This window comes from Vibrio coralliirubri, assembly GCF_024347375.1.
Classification (GTDB): Bacteria; Pseudomonadota; Gammaproteobacteria; order Enterobacterales; family Vibrionaceae; genus Vibrio; species Vibrio coralliirubri.
This window is the reverse complement of sequence record NZ_AP025470.1, coordinates 1,550,651-1,571,435: the sequence shown is the minus strand read 5'-3', so window position 1 is coordinate 1,571,435 and position 20,785 is coordinate 1,550,651. Positions and strand designations below refer to the sequence as shown.

The following is a 20,785-nucleotide window of genomic DNA, read 5'->3' as shown; positions in this document are numbered from 1 at the left end:
AGAGGTTAGCTTAGTCGCTAACCTCTCTTTTTTGTTTGTCGTTTTTATTTTGGTTTATGGCGAATAACCGCCACTAATAAGCAAAATAAGGAGAGAAACGTTTCACGTTTAGCTGACGAGTCATATTACTCAGCTGCGCTTCTCGTATGTCTTGAAACTGATCCAATCGCTGGTAAATAGTGAAATATCGATTGATGTTGGCGACGTATTTTACAGGCTCTTGGCTAATATTTTGTTTTGCGACCACTTCAACATGATTAAACCATTTATTTGGGTTATAACCTTGCTTGGCGGCAAGTACGCGCATTCGTCTGATCTTAGCTGGACCGGCATTATAAGCGGCTAAGCTAAAATGAATCTTGTCGATATCCGATATTTCCGGCAAATCGAAATATCGGTCATAGATAAAACGCAGATACTTGCTACCCGCATGAATATTGCTTTCTAAGTCGTAAACATTATCAATATCGACATACCAATCTTTTGCGGTTTTAGGCATCACTTGCATAATACCAACCGCACCACGATGCGATACTTTTGAGTTATCCAAGCCTGACTCTTGAAAAGCCATCGCTAGCAAAATGAACCAATCGATCTCGAACTTTTCCCCATAAACCATAAACAGCTTTTCTAGCTTATCCCGCTCCTCGTTTTGCATCGGGTTAGAGGCTCTATTCATCCATGACGTGCTTTCGAGATAACGATTGTCGATGACATTACCCAGCAATGTGCCCTGCTTTGAATCTTGCAAATATTGGTCGATTTTGGCTTTCAGTTGCGGGCTGTTTTTGCGAATCGCCCAAGCAATATCGCCATTGTGCCTAAAGGCAAGATTGCGATGAATTCTGATGTCTTGCTCTAAGTTTCCCCACAGTTCAAGCTTGTGGCTATCCACGATGGTTGCGGTAATTTGTCCGCGTTTAATCAAATCGAGCAATTCGAGATCTTGGAGGTTGTCACTTAACAAGTGGATATAGATGGGTGCTAAACCGTTCTTCTCTAGCTGTTTATTCACTGAGTGAACGCTGCTGATATAACTGGAGTTTTGCTTTAACCAGACCTCTTTACCCTGTAACTGGGTGATGTCGTTAATCAAAGGTGTAGAACGGCTTGTCACTAGTAATTCATCAATGTCGCTACGAATGGGAGTGCTGAAATCGACCAATTGCTCACGCTGTTTAGTCACTGTTAGGTTGGCGATGGCAACATCCCCCAGCCCCTGATTCAAAGCATTGAGTAGCTCACTCCGCTCAACCGGAATCACCTTAACGCGCAGTAAAGGGTCACGCAGTTTTAACTCTTGATCAAAGTAATAAATCTGCTCGGCAAGAATCCCTTTCGGCTTACCATTTTCAATATGATAGAACCCCATATCACCAGAGACTAAAACACGCACAACGCCTTTTTCACGCAACGCAGAGAAGTCACCCACATAGGATTCGAGTGCGTTGTCGGGTATTTCAAAACCAAGAGTCGATTTGGAAATAAGAGAAAGAAAAACCAACACCTTCGATAAACGTGAAGCGCCATTAAAATTCGTCATATTCAGTATTCCTAATACGTTTAAGCCAAAACCCTCAATAGTGCTAGGTGTTGCATTTGAGCTATCGGGCTAGAAGCGATTCAACGTAAAGGAACATTTCTTAACGTTGTTCGATTGCAATCTACGTTGATGGACAGAGTACGTTGATGTGTAAAGTGCGTTTGATGTTCAGAGCAATCTGGTGAGCGTTGTGGATCGTTTAAGCGCTGCTTTGATTCGTTACTTTTTATCAAGGGAGGCGAATTATACCGGAAACCATCAAGTCCGAAATAACGCAGTGGCTATAGTAGATATAGGGTGTTCCTATAGCTCTCCCCCTCTAACAGCGCCATCAGAAGTCACTCTTCGCAGTCTCTAATAAATCCCCAAATAGGCCATACATCACTAGGCTAGTTAATAATTTCGTCATTAAGTTATTGATTAGTTTATAAATTCAGATATATCAAGCCAGCACTATTTTAATGTTTTATAAATTGTTTAAATTGAGATCCTGTGCTGCACAACGAAGTAAAAATGGCTGGCTAACTTTTGAACACATTCACGTTACTGATAGGTTAATCCTTATAGAGCAAATACTCTATTAATGATAAAAATTAAAATAAGGATTATTTATGAGACCATCTATTTCTATCAGTATGGTGCTTGCAACGACAGTGGTTGGCTTCCAGTCTTTTGCGCAAAATATTGAGACAACGGATTCATTAGGTATTGCAGAAAGTAGCGCAGCGCAAAAGCAATCTTTGGCGTTGCAAATCAGTGCCCGCTACTCCGATCTTGAGCTTTCTTTAAAAGACCAAATAACAGAAAAGCAACTGTCTACACCGATAGACAAGCTTAACTCAGCCAAGCCCTACTCCGCGTTTTCAAGTCGGATGCAGAAAGCGGATCTTGGTTATCGCAAGATGAAAGGGATCAATAATTTCAGCGACTCTGTGTTAGAGATTCGCATGGCTGATGAAGCGATGATTGAAGCTTGGAAGAATGGTGAAAACCCGCTGTTTGCATTTGAACCATCGGGCGATGACTCGAATTGGCAATACATTGAAGCGTATGACGTGTACGGACAAGTTCATCAATTAGACGTGTACCAAATGCCAGACGTGCCAGTGTTTGTGGTTGATAGCAATGACGCGGAAGAGCTCAAAGCCGGCTTAATGGCAATGCAGGCTGAGATGCAGAAGCTGGGTACTACAACGCAAATCAATGCTGATATCGATACCAATGCCGACGGGATTAAAAGCAACGTCAGTAAGTCTCAAAAACCGTCTTTGATGAGCAAAACACATCGCTCAATGGCCTTGTCGGAACCTGAGCCGTTGAATACCACACAATTAACCAAAATTCGTTTAGCCGTCGACCAAGAGCCTTGGATTTCTGGGAAAGCGGAAATCTACGCTATCGTGACAGGTGTCGATTCAAGTCGTTTAGAGCCACAAATAGACCTCGTTGAGATGCCTTATCTGGATTACGACAAACAGACTTACTACCCAAATCAGACCGTTATCTTCTGGCCTCGCTACCGCTGGGGCGCTGCTGATATGATCTTAATGGAGCACGATGATGGAACAGATTATAAAGCGCTAGCAAAACTCTTGGTTCAAGCCGCAGAAGAGATACTGAAGATGATTCCTGATCCAGAAGTTCAGGGGTACGCGATCATCCCTCAGATCACTGGCAAGATTATCGATGTGATTCCTGATGGCGTATTAGTGAATGATGACGACTTCGTGGATGTGTACTACACCTTAATGCAAAACACGCCTTATGTAGATCGTCCGGGCGCAGGCGGGAATGCTGTCGCATCGTTTGCACCAGTCACTATTTCGCCAACAGAGTAAGTCGTTTCTTATTGAGTTAGGGCTTAATCGCTAGGCCCTAACTCTTCATTATCGAAGGTAAGTAAAACACAAGAGACCTACTCAGAACCTAATTACAAGGAGTAATCAAACACAATGATGTCTTCTAAAAGCGGACGAAACACATCTTTCAGCGCATCATGCTCAGGGTGCGGAAGGTAATTCTGACGGCTTTGTTCATCGGCGAACGTCATTAACACCGAGTGGGTATAACCTTGATTCTTGTTTTCAGGGCTGTCATTTAGCCCCCACTCGACTGAAGTCACCCCTTCAACTTTGCTTGGCATCGCTTCGAACAACATCTTTAGTTTTTGAACCTCTGAAGCCTCAGCGTTTTCTTTAAACTTAATCAGTAAAATATGACGAATCATTCCCGTTTCTTTTTGAGTCATTCCTTGTCCTTTCGAGTCGTTCGCTTACTGGTTTGTAATGCTTAACCAACACCCAATAGCGATCTAAAGTTAGAGAACAACAAAATGCCACACGTTACACAACATGCCAAGGCTAGATCGCTAGAGTTTATAAAATACTCCACAACCCAATAACGAAAAATGCTGCACCCAAGGGCGCAGCATTTCTTATGACAATGGTAAGTACGTTTTAACGTTAATCACGACGACCTGTAAGCTGGATCGTTTGGTCTTGATCGACGCTCTTGTGGAATTTTATTCCGCCATTAACAGCGTCATTTCTTCCTTCAAGCACAGGCTCAGATTCAACACGCTCAGCCTTTACTTGATTTCCTTCGCTTCTCGTCATATCGAGAGTACTCGCATAAGTACCGTCAGCCGCGAAAGCCGTGTTCATAGATAAAGCCATCAATCCAAGTGCGATTAACTTGTTCATACATCACCTCGTTGTATTTCTAATTCTTTGTTCGTTTGATATCTGTGTTTTTGTTGGGGTAACTCTAACAATCGAACATGAACCATTCGAGGAAAAGCAAGATTTACCAAATGGAAAATCAAGGGATTAGCGAAGTTTTGACGCTGTGCTGTCTTATCCGTTTTGCACTGCCACTATGATATTAGAGTCACATAATTTCTGTACGCCAACCGCACAGAGATTGCTGCCTATAAAAGGAATCATTTGGAGAAAATGTGGACATCAATCTAGATATTCAAAATATCCTCGTCATCAAGCGTATGTATGAACTTCGCAATGTTGGACTGGTGGCGGAGTCGCTAGGAAAAACCTCTGGGGCGATCAGCAAGAACCTCTCGAAGTTAAAGTTGCAGCTCGACGATCCACTGTTCATTCAAACCAAAAACGGGTTTGAACCCACGACTTTTGTTGAAACCAACATCGAAAATTTTGAGCAGATCCTAAGCAGTATCGAAGCGATAAAGCATCAAGTATTTTCGCCAGAGACTTACCAAGGCAATATCAAAATCTACGCGAATACTCTGTTCTGGGAACGCTTTGGTTCGAAGCTCTTATTTGCTCTGACTAAAGCGGCACCGCATGCTCGCTATTCATTTCTTAGATGGGGAAGCAACGCGAGGAACAGGCTCATCGACGGTGAGGAGTCCATTGCAGTTCACTACTTTGATGAAACCTTGCCACAGTCGATATCTCAAAAGGAGTTCGGGGAAGGAAAAGTGGTTTTCTTCGTGAGAAACGATCATCCAGCGCAAGACTTTGAATCACTGGCCAACTATCCAATTGCTCTATTTAAAACACCAGGATGGAATGACAATAAATATCCGGTCCTTGAGCGTCTTAGAAATATCGGTTTTCACGTAAACCCACGAGTGGAAGTCGACCACCCTGCGATGATTCACGATGTTATATTCAAATCCGACTATTTTGGTATCACTCTCAGTGGCAGCGTGCCAGAAGGCTGTCGCAGTATGGACTTGCCAGAACAATTGACCATAGATGTGAGCTATGTGATGAGCTGTCGCCGCTCGCAAAAAGACGCACCTTTGAATCAGTGGTTATTCCAAATGTTGAAATCTACCCTGAAAAACAAACAAGCGTAGTTCAACTTTTAGCGGGTTAACTGCTTAACTCCCCTACCATCCCAAAAAAGAAAAGGCTCCCGAGGGAGCCTTTGATTATGTTTCTAGTGACTATTCGCTTATGTTTTTATTTTAAAATGCTTCTTCGAGCGTTTGTTCATTCTTTTTTTCTGTCTGTTTTTCAACGGTTTCAACCTCTTTTAAGCGCGCGGTAAAGTGTCTCAACACCGGCGGTTCGTAGATAAAATCGAGCCCTTTCACTTGTCCTGCATTCTCTTTCACTTTTTCGAATGCTTCGATGATGAAGTCCATGTGTGTTTGTGTGTAGGTAGCGCGAGGAATAGTAAGGCGCAATAACTCTGCAGGGCATGGGTGTTGTTCGCCCGTGGCAGGATCGCGACCTTGCAATAAGGAGCCAATCTCAACAGCTCTAATACCTGCCACTTTATACAACTCGCACGCCAAAGCATGTGCTGGGAACTGACCCGCTGGAATGTGTGGAAGCAATTTACCCGCATCGACAAACGCAGCATGACCACCCGCTTGTTGGCACACGATACCTATCGCTTCTAAACCATCGACTAAGTACTGAACCTGACCAATACGATATTCCAACCAGTCTTGACGCATGCCGTCATACAGGCCAACCGCAAGGCGTTCCATCGCGCCACCTTCTAAGCCACCATAGGTTGGGAAGCCCTCTTGCACGACACACAAGGTTCGACACTCTGTGTACACATCCATGAAAGCATCGTCTTTAAAGCACAACAAGCCACCCATTTGGACCATGGCATCTTTCTTGGCAGACATAGCTAAGCCATCCGCGTATTTGTAAGACTCACGCGTGATCTGTTCGATTGTCCAATCTTGATAACCTGCTTCACGTTGTTGAATGAAGTAGGCATTTTCCGCGTAGCGCGCAGAGTCCATGATCACAGGAATATCGTATTTCTGTGCTATTTCATAAACAGCTTTTAGGTTGGCGATAGACACTGGCTGTCCACCAGCAGAGTTACAAGTAATGGTGCTCACAATGTAAGGAACATTGGCTGCGCCCGCTTCTAAGATCGCTTCTTCCAGCTTCACCACATCGAAGTTGCCTTTGAAATCCGCGTTCACCGAGGTATCGAACGCTTCTTTGGTATAAACGTTCTTCGCCACGCAGCAATTCACTTGGGTGTGACCTTGTGTTGTATCGAAGAAGTAGTTCGACAACGCGACCATTTTGCTTCGGTCGAGCCCTTTCTCCATTTCACGTTTCTTGATAAGAACCGGAATGTAGATCTGCTCTGCGCCGCGTCCTTGGTGTGTTGGAATCGTCAACTCGTAACCGAAGATATCCTTAACCGCATTCGACAATGCGTAGTAACTGCGGCTACCACTGTAAGCTTCATCACCCATTAACATCGCGGCTTGCATGCGCTGAGTAATAGAGCCGGTTCCGCTGTCTGTCAGTAAGTCGATAAACACATCATCACTGTCGAGCAAAAATGGGTTCATCCCCGCTTCGACAATGGCTTGTTCACGATAGGCGCGAGTTGTTCTTTTTACTGGCTCTACAACACGAATACGAAACGGTTCTGGTAGATGTTTGAAGTTTTCCATAATAATACCTTTCAAGGCTTTGTTGCGTAATTCAATGGAACTAAATCAAGAACCTACGATCTGATCAGCTACCTCCACTCTATCTCGTAGTCCTATGCCTAAGCCTCGTTATAAAACAACCAACTGGAAGCAATACAACCGATCACTCATTAACCGTGGTTCTCTGACTTTTTGGATTGATGAAGAAGCAATAAGCGGATGGGCGCAAAGCAAACAGAATAAGCGCGGTAGGCCGCGTCGGTTCAGTGATTTAGCTATCACGACAGCACTCATGGTCAAACGAGTTTTTTCTATGCCATTGAGAGCGCTGCAAGGATTTATCGACTCGATATTTAGGTTAGCCCATGTACCGTTAAGTTGTCCGCATTACACCTGCATCAGTCGTAGAGCCAAGCAAGTTGAGGTTTCATTTAAGACTAAAACGAGAGGAGCGATACAGCACCTAGCCATTGATGCTACTGGCCTTAAGGTTTATGGCGAAGGTGAATGGAAAGTCAAAAAACATGGGACGGATGGCAAGCGTAGAGTCTGGCGAAAGCTGCATATTGCAGTCGATACCAACACTCATGAGATCATTGCCGCCGAGCTAAGTTTATCGACGGTTACAGATGGAGAAGTACTCCCGAACTTACTGAAACAAACACGCCGAAGTATCCTTGAGGTGTCTGGTGATGGCGCTTACGACACGAGAGCGTGTCACGCTGCTATTAAGATTAAGGGAGCTATTGCGCTTATTCCCCCAAGAGAAGGGGCTGCCTTCTGGGAGCGTGGTCACCCTCGAAATTTCGCCGTGGGTTGCCAGAAATTATACGACTCAAATAAGTATTGGAAAGAGCGGTATGGATACCACAAACGTTCACTCTCAGAAACAGCGATGTATCGAGTTAAACAGTTGCTAGGAGGGAAACTGAGCTTAAGAAATTACAATGCCCAGGTGGGTGAAACTTACGCGATGATAAAAGCGTTGAACAAGCTTACTGGGTTAGGTATGCCTGAAACTTGTCGTATTGACTAAGAAACAAGCGAAACGGGTTGGCTCTATCTCTAAATTTAATTACGCAACAAAGCCACCTTTCAATACATTCCGATCAGGTCGAAATGTATTTTCTTTAGATGTCACGAATCCTCACCACTAAATTAATAGTTCCGTATAAAGACACACGGAAAATTAACAGTGAAAATAAACAAATTAAATAATGACTTATTAATCAAACCTAAACAGAGGCTAAGATTATTAGGGAGAACGACAAAACAACGAACACCTTGCACGAAATAATAAGTGCGACATTCATGCGTTCAAAGGTTATCAAAGCTGCTGATAGGTAAACAAAGCACGCTGCTTTGCTGGCGCGTGACGCCTAGAGGGTACTACTCTGAAGAAAGGTGGAACGAGAGCTGGTGATCTAAGGTATACCAAGCTAACAAGGTTAGCCAAGTTGTTGATTGCCATTTCAGATACATGTTCACAATATATCCCTACGTTGAAATCAAGATGATCCGAAATTTAAATATAGTGCAATTGTTTTATAAATAAAGCTTAGAGAAGTATAAATGTGATCAATATTTAGAATGGTAATTAAATACGATAGCGTGTTATATAAACTGTGAATCACAGCTGTTTATATACTATTAAACTAGTTCAGCGAGAACCTTAATAATATCGAATCTCTTTTAAACTCAATACCTCTCTAATAAGGGGCGAAGATGGCTGTTTTCTAAAAAAGCCATCTTCTAGGAATCCATCTTCTAGAGAGCTAAAAAGCCAAGCTCTAAAACTCGCCGACCTAGAAAAGATAAGTTCTGATGAGGCTCAAACCTCACCAGAACCGTATTCGCAGTGAATGACTTACTTCTTCTTAACAGCTTGCTTGAGGGCCATTTCAGCCAGTTTTGGTGTCGCCGCTTTCAATGCGCTGGGTGCCACCTTCTTACCCACTTTGACTGCTTTATTCAGTTGGCCTTTAACCGACGAGCCTCTTTTCATGGCCTCTAAACGTTGGCGGTTTCTCTGAACGTTATTTGCATCAGCGATACGCTCGATCAACGTCTGCCTTAAAGTATCTAAACCAAACTGTACCTTTTCTGGCGCAATCGCCAACGGCAAAGCAATGTCCGGCTGCAACAGTGTTTGATTGTATTCGAGCGCTTGAGCAATGATCTTCGCTTTGGCCGATGTTGGGTTCTCTAAGTCATACGGCGGCTGCCAGTCGTCTACAAGCTTTAATCGGTCTACCTGATTAACAACCAAGACAACTATCGGCTTCTTACGTGAGATGTTCTTAGGATCGTCATAGAAAGCATCAAATCTATCTTTCAACTGCTTATCCAAATCACGCGCAGACTGATTGGCTTTAAGCACCCATAGCACCACATCGGCTTGGGTCATCTCTTTCAGCATTAAGGCTTCGGTTTTAGGATTGCCATCAAGCCCTTGAAGATCGACCACGCGAACATCATTATCGTCGACAAACGCGTTGTACACCGTTGAAGTGTCCGTTGATGGCAGCACATCCACTTCTGCAACCAACTCTTGCTTAAGCGCATTGATAAGTGACGATTTACCAGAGCTGGTTTGCCCCACCAGCACGATTCGCACGGGTTCTAACTCTGGAGCAAAGCGTTGTTCGTCGAGTTCAGAAACATCAGACGCTTTCAGTGCTTCATCTTCAATGCTGAAACGTCCGCTGTAGAGGTCAATCGCCACCGCAGCGACTTCATCTAACAACGCTTGTTTAGCGGCGTATTGCATGTCATCAACCACACCCCTTGTCATCGATGCGGTCGCTTGTTCTCGTCCTAAATCGGAAATCACTTTTAGCGGGTTCAAATAGAGGTTTTTGAGGTGATTCCCCAAAATAGCGGCCTTAACGATCTTCTGCCCTAGCTCACCATATTTGTCATAGGCTTCGTAGCCCGCTTTGATGTAAGAAACCTTGAGATACTCAATGCCGGGTATATGCTCTCGCACTACCAATTTGTATCGTCGGCTTACCTCTTCGAACAGCTTTAGTCCTTCTGGAATCGAAAAATCGAGCGATTTCTTATCAAACTTTTTCGCAACGAATTCAAGTACCTCTAAACCGGTTTGGTCTAGGTTGCCCCACTCTATGTCGACCATTAATTGTTGGCGTACATGGTGTTTTGAATCATTCCAAATCGACAGTTCTTTTTGAGACCAATCAGTCGAAGCCTTAACCAATGCATCGTTGATATCAGCTTTGTTATGTTGTGATTCAGATTCAGAAACATCCTCACCAAGGTCGTTACTCTCTTTGTTTGAGAAGGGCTCCGTACTTGAAGATCGGCGTGAAGAGCGGCTAGAAATAAACAAAGGAATGGTGAACACCAAGGTACTGACTGCAATGGCAATCGACATTTCGAGTAGGTAACCGTATTTGATCGCCAAGAAGACACCAAAAACCATCATGATAATGCTTGGGAAGATCGCCGAAATCAGGGCAATGCCCCAGCGGCCGCTCGATAGCACCGCCAGTAATCGAAATAGGTTTCTAATTTTCTTCATAGCCCGACGCCGCCTTTCCTTTTTTCAGGGATTCTTTGTAGATCTTCTGCATCTCTTGTTCAGACACTTCTTCACCTTTGTTCTTATGATAGAAGTAAAAACACGCAGCGCGACCTAAACCATAAGAGGTGCCGAAACTCATTGCCGCTGCAGCCACCGCGCCTACCGTTTGACCATAAACTGGAATCAGCTTTATCAACTGTCGAGTGCCCAGCTTCATTCCATATTGCAAAGCAAAGCTACTTCCCAGCGTGCCTATCAATTCACTGAAGACTCGCTTGTTCCACTCGACCCCATATTGATTCGCCAAGCTATGAAGCATTTTGGCTTGAATCGCAGGTACCGATACCAAACCAACACCCGGAATCAAATCGCTCGCTGCCGCACTTCCTGCATACCAAAGCACTTCGTTTTCTACTTGATCAAAGTTGGCTTCTTCTTGCGTGGAATGCTCTTTGTCTTGCACCATCATTCCTATCACCGGAAGAATACTGGTCAGCTTTTCTAACAAGATGTCATAGTTGTAAATTGAACCACTGTTATTGCTCGAGTCATCCGTCTCGAAATCGACCGCGACCGATTCAAACTCTTTACCCCACGCCTTCTCTACTTGGTTAGTGTTGAACTGAATTTGCCTTGCTCGATCTGGTTCACTAGAAGACAACACCGCCGTATGAACCAGCAGCAAGTGTTTAATCTTCTTCTGTTTCTTAATCTGTTTTAGAGCCGTAAGCACAGCGGATTGTTCAGGCTCGTCGGCTTTCATCACAACGACTAACGCATTACCTGCCTGACCAATCTCTTCCAGATCCTCTTTCGCATCGTAATTCGCTTCACTTAAACCTCTGGTATCGAGAAAGCGCATCACAGGTTTGTCTTGCGGAAACTCATACGACATCGCCGTCATGGTACAAGGCGCAAACCCATTGCCCACTTCGACAGAAGAGTCGCCAGTCACCGCTTGAATAAACGATGACTTGCCCGCCCCCGTTTTGCCCAACAGCCACAATGTAGGAAGATGCTTGCGCTGATATTCATGGGCCTGAGTCAAGTCTGGGTTCTTGCTCGGATTAATGAAGTCTTTTATTTGATCAAACATGTTTAGAGTAACGCTCACTTGATGTTGAGATTCGAGTGGATGAAAAAGCAATACTGACTTATATAATCACAAATCATATTAAACTTATGTTTGTTCAGTCGCACCGGTTTACAATGCCTAAACGCTTGTTTTTATTTGCGCGCTCATTTTTATAGACGCTTTTTTATACGTGCGGGTATCATCGTATTAATTCAGGTACCTAACGAACATCAACAAACACAGAGAGCTCAAAGAGAAGTATGGAACAAATTTATTTAGCGGGCGGTTGCTTGTGGGGTGTACAAGAATTTATTAAGTACGTTCCTGGCGTTATCAGTACAGAAGCAGGCCGTGCAAATGGAAGCGCCCAGCCAACAGTGAACGCGACAACACAAGGCGACAGCACACAAAGCGATTACAATGGCTACGCAGAGTGCGTACAAATTGAATTTGATCCAAGCATCACATCAGTAACGATTTTGATGGAACACTTGTTTGAGATTATTGACCCTTACAGCGTGAATAAACAAGGTGTCGATGTCGGAGAGAAATACCGCACAGGCGTTTACAGCACTAATGCAGAACACTTAACCGAAGCTAAGCGCTATATCGCTTCACGAGATGATGCCGACCGTATCGCTGTTGAGGTGTTGCCATTGACCAATTATGTTGCCAGCGATGACATCCACCAGCATCACTTAAGTCACTTCCCTGAAGATCACCACTTATGCCATATCCCTTGGGATCTACTGCATAAGTATAAATCACAATAGTTACGACGTAAGATTGAGATGGTCACGACCTAAGATCGATAAAGCCTCAACAGACATTATCCGTTGAGGCTTTTTAAGTGTAAATGGTCAGGACAACTATCGTGAGTTGATTTGATAGCTCAAACCATTAAGCCATTAATCTTTAGCCATTAGCCATTAGCCATTAACTAATAAATTACTTAGTCGTATTCTCAAGTACGTAGTCCGGACCCGCTGTTTCAGCCGTCACGACCGCAAGTTTAGACACGTCTGCGCCTTCACCTTGGTAAGCGTTAATGCCGTTTTCTACAACGACTTTTGGTAATTCTACCGAGTAGCCTTCGATCAGTTCAGAATCCGTTACTTGACCTACGTAAGTTTCGTCTGTGTAGGTTGCGCCAACTAATGGGAAGTCTTGCGTTGCACGTACACTGACAAACTCAGGTGACTGCGAGTTATCAACCACGTTGTGTTTAAACGCCACATCAACACCAGCATAAATGCCTTCCACTTCTGCGTTGTTGAACAGACTTACACGGTGGCTTTGGTTGCCGTAAACAATGCCCCACTCAGTATCAACGAGAGAGTTGTTCTCGATCGTGATGTTTTTCGGTGTCCACTGCTTGTTAAGCTCTTTGCCTTTCACCGATTGATCTAGCTGCTCACCATTCGCTACGTCGATGATGCCCGTGTTAATAACAATGCCGCCACGTAGGTCTGCGTTGCCTTCAATCACACCATCACGACCACGAGTGTTGGCAATGTAGTTATTGCGAATCACATGATCTTCATCGTAGATACGAATGCCGCCCGTTAGACGCTTCTCGTTACCCAGAATCATGTTGTTCTCAACTGTGTTGCCTTTACCGTGGCGCAGTGAAATAAGAGCTGCACTTTGGAAGATCGTGTTGCCTGAGATCGTGTTGTCGCCCGACTTAATCGAGATAAGCTCACGCTCACCATCCATATCGATCATTAGGTTGTTCACGAACTTAGAACTTGAATCCCACTGTGAAGATTTAGAATCACCAATACGGATCGCTTCCCAGCTGTTGCCGTTGTAACGAATCGCTTCTTTGATGTCGAATTCGTTGAACTGGTTAGGCTTTTGATCCATGAAGATGTTATTTGCGATCAGGTGGTTGTCAGCTGTGTCATCTTTTTGTACACCAATCAAAGTGCCGCGTTTTTGCTTACCTTCGAAACGGTTGTTGATGACTTTGCCGTCTTTACCCCATAGAGAAACCCATAGGTACTTTGGATACTCAGAACGACGCTCGTCTGGCTCGTACGTGTAATCGTGGTTGAAGTAGTAGAATGTTGAGTTTTGTAGCGTATTGCCATTACCCATCATACGAACTGCGCCAAAGCGTTCGTTAGGACCGCCCTCAGTAAATACTAAGCCATCAAGCGTGATGTCATCGCCTTTCAGTTCGAACTGGATCAAGCCAGTGATCCACACAGAACCTGCTTGCTCAGCTTTGATGGTGATGTCATTCGCCGTAATAGTCACTTGACCTAAGTTCGCGTATTTACCGGCAGGGATCACCACTTCGTCGCCATCTTTTAGGTTTTCAAATTGTGCTTTAAGCGCAGCCACTTGATCTTCCGAAGCAACGGCTAAAGTGTCGCCATCGACCTCAGTTAAGCGGTCACTGCTCAATAGGTAACTACGGTCGATTTCGCTAACAGCAGGCGTAGCTTGTTCAGCGACACTGACTACGGGTGCTGTTTTTTCTTGTGTTGTACAGCCTGTTGCAAAAGCGAGTGTGAACGCGCTAATAATGCTTACCGATAATAGTTTTTTGTTCATCGTACATCTCACATTAAAGTTTGGATTATAAAAATGACGGCCACCCATTTAGGTGGCCGTGATGTTATTTAGGATGCGTATTAAATTAGCCTTCGGCTGGAGTTACTTCGTCTTGTTGCTCGACTTTGTCATCGACTGCTTTAACAAGTAACAGACCAACAGAGAACACAATCAAGCCACACAGAACGAATACCATGCGTCCCCACATTGGGTTTGGCAGTACGAACATAGTCATTACGCCCACACCCGCTACCGCGATAAGTGAACCCAACATACGACGTTGCTTGTTATCCAGTTTCTTCTGTTCATTACTTTCAGCAACTAGTGGTGTCGCTAGGTTGTTGAAGAACTTGTCTACGTCTTTCTCACGGTGCTCAGCAAGAGGCTTGTAGAACAGTGTTGAAAGAACAAAGAAGCCAGCAGTAAATATGATGTGACCGATAAGGCCGATAGCCACTTTCAGGTCAGCCCACTCACGGCCAGTTAGTTCATTTAGACCGAACCAGTTTTGGATCATGTCAGCAGTGATAACGAAACCAACGAAGTAAGAAACTACACCACCTACAACTAGCGTACCCCAACCTGCCCAATCCGGTGTTTTACGGATGAAGAAGCCACAGAATGCTGGAATTGTCATTGGGAAGCCGATCAATGCGCCCACGTACATCATGGTGTCGAAAAGGCTCAGACCTTTAAGAGAGTTGATGAACAGAGCAACCAAGATGATCGCGATGCCGAAGAAAGTAGACGTTAGCTTAGAAACAACCATTAGCTCTTTCTCTGTCGCTTTAGGGCGAAGAATCGGCTCGTAGAAGTTCTTAACGAAGATACCTGAGTTACGGTTTAGACCTGAATCCATTGAAGACATAGTCGCAGCAAACATAGCGGCAATCAGAAGACCAACCATACCTGCAGGCATGTATTCTTGAACAAAGTAAAGGTAAGCGAAGTCAGCGGCTTTGCTGCCAGCTTCTGGGTAAGCTGCTGCTAAATCAACACCTTGACCAGCCATGAACCAAGAAGGCATGAACCAGATGATTGGACCAAGCGTCATTAGTACACAAGCAAGCAGTGCTGCTTTACGTGCGTTGTTTGAATCTTTCGCAGCAAGGTAACGGTAAGAGTTAAGCATGTTGTTGGTAATGCTGAACTGCTTTAAGAAGATGAACACAGCCCAGATGCTGAAGATGCTCATGTAGTTAAGATTGTCACCCGTAATGAATGAATCTGTTGGGAAGTCGTTAACGATCTGCGTAACGCCGCCACCGTGGTAAATAGCAACCACAGCACACGTAACCGTTACCGCCATGATGATAACCATCTGCATAAAGTCAGATGCGATTACCGCCCAAGAGCCGCCCGTTACTGACATCACCAGTACAACCAGACCCGTTAGGACAATCGTCGTTGTCATATCAAAGCCGAAGATACCTGATGCGATGATCGCAAGGCCGTTCAACCAGATACCAGCAGAGATAACGCTGTTTGGCATGCCAGACCAAGTAAATACTTGCTCATTCACCTTACCAAAACGCATACGAATCGCTTCAATTACCGTCACAACGCGCAGTTGGCGGAACTTCGGAGCGAAGTAAAGGTAGTTCATTAGGTAACCGAATGCGTTCGCGATGAAGATAATCGCGACGGCAAAACCATCGGTAAAGGCTTTACCTGCTGCACCAGTAAATGTCCAAGCACTGAACTGGGTCATAAATGCGGTTGCACCTACCATCCACCACAGCATATTACCTCCCCCACGGAAGTAATCACTTGTCGTACTTGTAAACGTTCGGAACATCCACCCTATCGCAATTAAGAATAGGAAGTAGATGCCAACTATCAGGGTATTGAGTTCCATCGTTAGACCTTTTATTTATGTTTTTTTGTTGAGGTCACTATAGATAGATGGCAAACACATTTGTACTACAATAATCTAAATGCGTGACAGTGATCTTACAGTCTGACAGTCAATTAATCATACAAGTGATCGAGTTCAAAGTTGCACCACCTAGGAGCGCAATTCATCAAGTCAGTGCAGTTATCCGCACCAAATTTCGATCAAACCCCCGAAAAACATGAACCAAGTCTCTAAAAGTCGAAGAGTCAGCGTTAGAAACTATTATTCGTCACGATCAAAGCTCAAAGAAGATCAGCAAAAATATCGTTAGATATAATTTATAAACATGAATCAAACCAACACATTTGTAGTACAAATAGGATTGAAAATTTGCTTTTAAAAGTTCCCTATATTAGGCAGCCAATAATGAAAACTTGAAAACCACTATTAGATACTGACAGGGATACACGGAAGTGAAATGCTTTTAACACACCCGTTACACTTTCCCCGTCCAATAAAAAGGTGTCATTATGAAGAAATACGTTCCAATCTTAATTGCTCTTAGTACGGTATCTTCTATGAGCTATGCAGCAACACCACGTGAAGATGCTGTTGACTACTTACAGATGCGTAAAGGCGTGGCTTACCAAGTAAACCATTCAAAACCCTTCACTGGTCAATTTGAAGAGAAGTTCGATAACGGCCAAGTCGCGACCCAAGCTCAGTTTGCCGATGGCCTAGAACTTGGGTTAGAAACTAACTGGTATCCGAATGGCCAAGTCGCTTCTAAAGTGAATTACGTAAAAGGTGAACTGCAAGGCAAAGCCGAAACCTGGTATCCAAACGGACAGAAAAAAGCAGAACTCAATTATAAAGACAATGAACTATCAGGCACCGCCTCTCGCTGGTATCCCAATGGGGAACAAAGCCTGACAGCTGAATACAGCGACGGACAAAAAGATGGATTGGTAACGGACTACTACCCGAACGGCAATAAGGCCAGCCAAGCGAAGTTTGATGAAGGTGAAGTCGCGAACGGAAAACTTACTCGCTGGAATACTAACGGTGACAAGGTTGAAGAACTGACCTTTAAAGACCACAAAGTCACCTCTAAACAGGTGTGGATGCCTACAGAAAGCTAAGCATCAAAAACAGCTCTCACAGAGCTCTTTGATATAGTTAAACGCCTGCTGCTAAAGTCTGCAGCTACACGTCTTCAACTAAGCGACAAGAAAAAAGAAGAGAAACGAACATTCATGCGACTAAGCGTGATTGTTCGTGGCTTTTTGACTTGCTCTTTTCACGACCACTACCCCATCACTTTCTTCCAACTTTACCTTTCTCCTTTCACTGTTATTTACAGCACCCCATCTAGTGATAAAACAATCATCAATAGTCATTGAAAATAATAAATATTTAACTTGCGCATAACCTATCCATAAAATACTGTAAGCAAACGTTTCCGTTGCGAGTCAGATCTCAGTTATCCGCTCGTAAGCGACTTATCACGCAAATAAGAGAAACGAGATTCCAAAATACGTTGTTGAGTCATATTGTTTTGCTTTGGTGCCCGCCTATGAAAATTAAAACCTCCCTTTTTAGCCTTGCTTGTTTATCCATTGTCTCTTTATTGGTTGTCGTTTCATTTACTGAAATCGCCAATCTAAAGTTGATCAAACTAGAGAAAACCCTGATCAAGGTGAAGTCGCTTGAAGTTTCTATGCTTCAACTGAATCGAACAGAACTAGAGTTTCTGATCAGTCACGACAAAACCCTCAAGCCTGAATTCGCCAAAGAGTATTCACACTTCCAACAGTTGATGAATAGCTTCTCTGTTTTACTTGAAGAGTCAGACATAGCGGTGCCTGAGCTAGATAAGCTCAATCGAGAAGTGAAGCAATACAACAAAGATTTTTCCTTGATGGTCGATGCGATAGACCGCAACCCAGAAAAGGTCAGTGAACTGAAGTCAGAAATGAAAATGCTGTTTGAAGATATCATCTCTATATTCACTGGCGTTGAAGTCCGTTTAGAACAACAGGTCGAATCGATTCAACAAACCATTACCACGTTTATTGTGAGCTCAGTCATTGCCGTCACGGTATTACTGATGGCCTTATCTTTTGGGATCTCATCGCGTGTCGCAAAGAAGATAGCCTCATTAAACGCAACTATGTTGCTCGTCTCCCAACAACGTGACTTTACCGTCACAGCGGAAGACAGCGGCTCAGATGAAATTGCTGAGATTGCCAAGTCGTTTAACACCGTACTAAAAGACATTCGCCAACTTGTTGGTCAAGTGCAGGGGTCGATTCAGGAACTGGGCAACATTTCTAACCAGTTGCAACACGACGGTATCGAAGTGGAAGGCGCGTTGAATAAGCAGCAACAACAAACAGAGAATATTGCGACCGCGATAAACCAGATGGGCAGCAATATCCAAAATGTGGCTACCAATAGTGAAAACGCATCATCAAATGCACAAACCAGTTTCGCCACCGCGAATGATGGCCTGAACGACGTAGCCTTCACCAGAGACACAATCAATACTCTTTCAACCGATCTGGTGAGCGCAAGTGAAGAAGTGAATCGTCTTTCTGTTCATTCCGAGAAGATCAATACCGTGCTAGAGGTGATTAAAGACATTGCTGAACAAACCAACCTACTCGCTTTGAATGCCGCCATTGAAGCAGCGCGCGCTGGAGAACAAGGTCGTGGTTTTGCGGTCGTCGCGGATGAGGTAAGAACCTTGGCAGGCAGAACACAACTTTCAACCGAAGAGATCTCAACCATTATTCAAGGGGTCCAAGACCAAACCCAAATGGTGGTTAACACGATTCAAAATTGTTGTGAGAAAGGGAATACCAGTGTCGACTCTTGTGAGAAGGCACATTCTAGAATCACATCGGTTATCGCAGATATGGAAACCATTCTAAATAACAGTTTAGAGGTTTCCAATGCCATGAAGGAGCAAAGTGAGGTCACATCAGAGATCATCGAAAACGTAGACGCCATCAAACAGCTTACAATGACCAATGTGAAAAGTGCTTCAAAAAACGCAGTTTCTGCAACTTCAGTCGTAGAGCAAACAGACTCACTTGAACGTGCTGTCATCAACCTAAAAGCCTAGCTATTAAGCCGTGGTTTACACGCTTATTAAGCCTCAAACTACTCTCTACTCAAATTTCAGATAAAAAAACGCTCATGTTGCCTGTATCAACATGAGCGCAAGGGCAGATCTTCGACTACCATCTCCTACCTTTCTAAACGAAAGCAGAAGTTATAATTAGAATAGTTGGGAGCAATAATCAAAATGCTTTCGCAAGCACTTCAACGATTTCTTCTTTGTCGCTGATGAGAACAACGGGTAACTATTCGAACCCTGTTCATTCCTATCAAGTTCGTACTCATATAGCAGGCTATGTCACTGCCTTGCCTACTACATTTCAAACCTTCTCTGATTGAGCTTTAAATCACCTCAAGTAAATGCCTCATGTTCTTAAAGCGGTGGATTTAATCCATTTCGCTTCAAGACCACTCTTACTTATTCGGCTTCACACCGTCAGTTAATGCAATCTACACAGCAAAGTTATGTGTTGCTACAGAAAGTTAGTAAATAATAATGTATTACAAATAAAAATGATATCTAAAGGTTCAATTTTTTGCTGTAGCGCACATTTATTGACGAACAAAACCCTTAAAAATCATTATCAAAAGACGAATAAACCACTAAAAATCATAAACTTAACTACGCACATTGACTTTGTAACCCTTTGTAAATAGTGGTTTTATCCCTACAACACGATCCAATTCACAGATCATACGCCTTCAAATCGTTAGCATATTTGTATTATTTAAATGCAAAACAAATTTGAAATAACCAAGAAATAATTTCAAAAACAAAATGCATTGAAGACAAGAACTACTCTATTTGGCTTGTAATTATGGCCAATACTCAACCTATAAATATGGAACTAATACCATGAATAAAACTAAAATCGTGATTGCTGTGGCATCTGTACTCGCTGCTGGCTCTGTATCTGCTGCGTCTTTCGATATGAGACACGAATACAAGAGTCATACAGATCAACACGCTACTCGTGTAAAACTTGGCGATAGCATTGGCAACTTCCTTGTAGATATCGAAGCGAAATTCAAGGGAGAAGACGGTAAATTCATGGAAGATCTGAAGAACAATGGTTGGGAGCTTGGTCTAAATTACCGTCACGTACTTAACGATAACTGGACCATGACTTACGGTATGCCAATTGAAGGTCGTGAATCTGGCGTTACATACAAGCCTCAAGTTCGTGCAACATACAAAGTGGATAGCGTTGATGGCCTAAGCCTAAGTGCTCGTTACCGTTACGATATGAGACAGAACACTAGCACAACTGAGTACGAACTCGACGGTAATGGTGACATTGTCGGTGTTGAGAAAAACATTGAAAACCAACGTCGTCACCGTCTAACGGCAAACGTTAACTACTCAATGGAAAACTGGCGCTTTGGTCTAGAAGGTAACTACTACAAAGCGGATGGATATGACATCTACGACAACGACGATACCAACTACGAGTTGAACGCAAGTATTCGCCATATCATGGGTCAGTGGGCACCATACGTAGAGTTTGGTGATGTGAGCACTTCATCAACTAAAGCGACTCGTGAACTGCGTAGCCGTGTTGGTCTAACTTACAGCTTCTAATCGATAGCTACATGAATAATCTAAGATAATTACTGTCCTAATTTTCTAAGACCTAAACAAAAGCCAGCTTAATGAACTGACCCCCAATAGTTGGACACCAATTATT

General features: G+C 43.7%; 15 protein-coding genes. 7 read left to right on the top strand and 8 right to left on the bottom strand.

Annotated elements, in window-relative coordinates; translation table 11 throughout:
• Nucleotides 1-73: 73 nt before the first annotated feature.
• Nucleotides 74-1,543 carry an MltF family protein gene (locus OCV20_RS07180; RefSeq protein ID WP_331250768.1) on the bottom strand — a complete coding sequence of 490 codons (1,470 nt, stop codon included), beginning with the start codon at nt 1,541-1,543 and terminating at the stop codon, nt 74-76.
• Between the two features lie 611 nt (nt 1,544-2,154).
• Between OCV20_RS07180 and OCV20_RS07175 the strand changes: the two genes are divergently transcribed.
• The gene (locus OCV20_RS07175) at nt 2,155-3,381 is read left to right on the top strand and encodes a DUF3103 domain-containing protein (RefSeq protein WP_086774535.1); all 1,227 of its coding nucleotides are present in this window, start codon (nt 2,155-2,157) and stop codon (nt 3,379-3,381) included.
• Between the two features lie 92 nt (nt 3,382-3,473).
• On the opposite strand, the gene OCV20_RS07170 is transcribed toward OCV20_RS07175, so the two are convergent.
• Together OCV20_RS07170 and OCV20_RS07165 are read right to left on the bottom strand one after the other, a co-directional pair.
• Nucleotides 3,474-3,791 (bottom strand): Dabb family protein, encoded by a 318-nt coding sequence (locus tag OCV20_RS07170; protein WP_086774534.1) that lies wholly within the window; start codon nt 3,789-3,791, stop codon nt 3,474-3,476.
• Between the two features lie 214 nt (nt 3,792-4,005).
• Nucleotides 4,006-4,245: a VPA0252 family protein gene (locus tag OCV20_RS07165; protein WP_086774533.1), complete on the bottom strand. Its 240-nt coding sequence runs from the start codon at nt 4,243-4,245 to the stop codon at nt 4,006-4,008.
• A gap of 254 nt (nt 4,246-4,499) precedes the next feature.
• Here OCV20_RS07165 and OCV20_RS07160 point away from each other — a divergent pair, with 254 nt between their 5' ends.
• Complete coding sequence (locus OCV20_RS07160) at nt 4,500-5,384, top strand: LysR family transcriptional regulator (protein ID WP_050644740.1); 885 nt, start codon at nt 4,500-4,502, stop codon at nt 5,382-5,384.
• A gap of 111 nt (nt 5,385-5,495) precedes the next feature.
• On the opposite strand, the gene tnaA is transcribed toward OCV20_RS07160, so the two are convergent.
• Nucleotides 5,496-6,968: a tryptophanase gene (tnaA, locus tag OCV20_RS07155; protein ID WP_086774537.1), complete on the bottom strand. Its 1,473-nt coding sequence runs from the start codon at nt 6,966-6,968 to the stop codon at nt 5,496-5,498.
• A gap of 94 nt (nt 6,969-7,062) precedes the next feature.
• On the opposite strand from tnaA, the gene OCV20_RS07150 reads away from it, so the two are divergent.
• Nucleotides 7,063-7,983 carry an IS5 family transposase gene (locus tag OCV20_RS07150; protein ID WP_086773621.1) on the top strand — a complete coding sequence of 307 codons (921 nt, stop codon included), beginning with the start codon at nt 7,063-7,065 and terminating at the stop codon, nt 7,981-7,983.
• 831 nt (nt 7,984-8,814) lie between these two features.
• Here the strand turns inward: OCV20_RS07150 and OCV20_RS07145 are convergent.
• Complete coding sequence (locus OCV20_RS07145; protein WP_086775942.1) at nt 8,815-10,491, bottom strand: GTPase family protein; 1,677 nt, start codon at nt 10,489-10,491, stop codon at nt 8,815-8,817.
• Nucleotides 10,478-11,590, bottom strand: a complete 1,113-nt coding sequence (locus OCV20_RS07140) for a YcjF family protein (protein WP_086775941.1) — start codon at nt 11,588-11,590, stop codon at nt 10,478-10,480. The genes OCV20_RS07145 and OCV20_RS07140 overlap by 14 nt, the downstream gene beginning before the upstream one ends.
• A gap of 239 nt (nt 11,591-11,829) precedes the next feature.
• Here OCV20_RS07140 and OCV20_RS07135 point away from each other — a divergent pair, with 239 nt between their 5' ends.
• The gene (locus OCV20_RS07135; protein ID WP_086775940.1) at nt 11,830-12,342 is read left to right on the top strand and encodes a peptide-methionine (S)-S-oxide reductase; all 513 of its coding nucleotides are present in this window, start codon (nt 11,830-11,832) and stop codon (nt 12,340-12,342) included.
• Nucleotides 12,343-12,517: 175 nt separating this feature from the next.
• On the opposite strand, the gene OCV20_RS07130 is transcribed toward OCV20_RS07135, so the two are convergent.
• Nucleotides 12,518-14,134, bottom strand: a complete 1,617-nt coding sequence (locus OCV20_RS07130) for a polysaccharide lyase 6 family protein (RefSeq protein WP_086775939.1) — start codon at nt 14,132-14,134, stop codon at nt 12,518-12,520.
• Between the two features lie 85 nt (nt 14,135-14,219).
• Complete coding sequence (locus OCV20_RS07125; RefSeq protein WP_017061461.1) at nt 14,220-15,992, bottom strand: sodium:solute symporter family transporter; 1,773 nt, start codon at nt 15,990-15,992, stop codon at nt 14,220-14,222.
• A 509-nt stretch (nt 15,993-16,501) separates the two neighbouring features.
• On the opposite strand from OCV20_RS07125, the gene OCV20_RS07120 reads away from it, so the two are divergent.
• The 3 genes from OCV20_RS07120 (at nt 16,502) to OCV20_RS07110 (ending at nt 20,679) form a co-directional block, all read left to right on the top strand.
• Nucleotides 16,502-17,113, top strand: a complete 612-nt coding sequence (locus OCV20_RS07120) for a toxin-antitoxin system YwqK family antitoxin (RefSeq protein ID WP_017061462.1) — start codon at nt 16,502-16,504, stop codon at nt 17,111-17,113.
• A 434-nt stretch (nt 17,114-17,547) separates the two neighbouring features.
• The gene (locus OCV20_RS07115; RefSeq protein WP_086775938.1) at nt 17,548-19,101 is read left to right on the top strand and encodes a methyl-accepting chemotaxis protein; all 1,554 of its coding nucleotides are present in this window, start codon (nt 17,548-17,550) and stop codon (nt 19,099-19,101) included.
• 852 nt (nt 19,102-19,953) lie between these two features.
• Nucleotides 19,954-20,679 carry an oligogalacturonate-specific porin KdgM family protein gene (locus OCV20_RS07110; protein WP_048607040.1) on the top strand — a complete coding sequence of 242 codons (726 nt, stop codon included), beginning with the start codon at nt 19,954-19,956 and terminating at the stop codon, nt 20,677-20,679.
• Nucleotides 20,680-20,785 lie beyond the last annotated feature (106 nt).

Bases quoted from the DNA above. Each gene is read 5' to 3' on its own strand.
- OCV20_RS07175 (WP_086774535.1), top strand. From the start codon at position 2,155: ATGAGACCATCTATTTCTATCAGTATGGTGCTTGCAACGACAGTGGTT.
- OCV20_RS07125 (WP_017061461.1), bottom strand. From the start codon at position 15,992: ATGGAACTCAATACCCTGATAGTTGGCATCTACTTCCTATTCTTAATT.
- OCV20_RS07130 (WP_086775939.1), bottom strand. From the start codon at position 14,134: ATGAACAAAAAACTATTATCGGTAAGCATTATTAGCGCGTTCACACTC.
- OCV20_RS07150 (WP_086773621.1), top strand. From the start codon at position 7,063: ATGCCTAAGCCTCGTTATAAAACAACCAACTGGAAGCAATACAACCGA.
- OCV20_RS07135 (WP_086775940.1), top strand. From the start codon at position 11,830: ATGGAACAAATTTATTTAGCGGGCGGTTGCTTGTGGGGTGTACAAGAA.
- OCV20_RS07140 (WP_086775941.1), bottom strand. From the start codon at position 11,590: ATGTTTGATCAAATAAAAGACTTCATTAATCCGAGCAAGAACCCAGAC.
- OCV20_RS07120 (WP_017061462.1), top strand. From the start codon at position 16,502: ATGAAGAAATACGTTCCAATCTTAATTGCTCTTAGTACGGTATCTTCT.
- OCV20_RS07165 (WP_086774533.1), bottom strand. From the start codon at position 4,245: ATGAACAAGTTAATCGCACTTGGATTGATGGCTTTATCTATGAACACG.
- tnaA (WP_086774537.1), bottom strand. From the start codon at position 6,968: ATGGAAAACTTCAAACATCTACCAGAACCGTTTCGTATTCGTGTTGTA.
- OCV20_RS07145 (WP_086775942.1), bottom strand. From the start codon at position 10,491: ATGAAGAAAATTAGAAACCTATTTCGATTACTGGCGGTGCTATCGAGC.
- OCV20_RS07170 (WP_086774534.1), bottom strand. From the start codon at position 3,791: ATGACTCAAAAAGAAACGGGAATGATTCGTCATATTTTACTGATTAAG.
- OCV20_RS07110 (WP_048607040.1), top strand. From the start codon at position 19,954: ATGAATAAAACTAAAATCGTGATTGCTGTGGCATCTGTACTCGCTGCT.
- OCV20_RS07115 (WP_086775938.1), top strand. From the start codon at position 17,548: ATGAAAATTAAAACCTCCCTTTTTAGCCTTGCTTGTTTATCCATTGTC.
- OCV20_RS07180 (WP_331250768.1), bottom strand. From the start codon at position 1,543: ATGACGAATTTTAATGGCGCTTCACGTTTATCGAAGGTGTTGGTTTTT.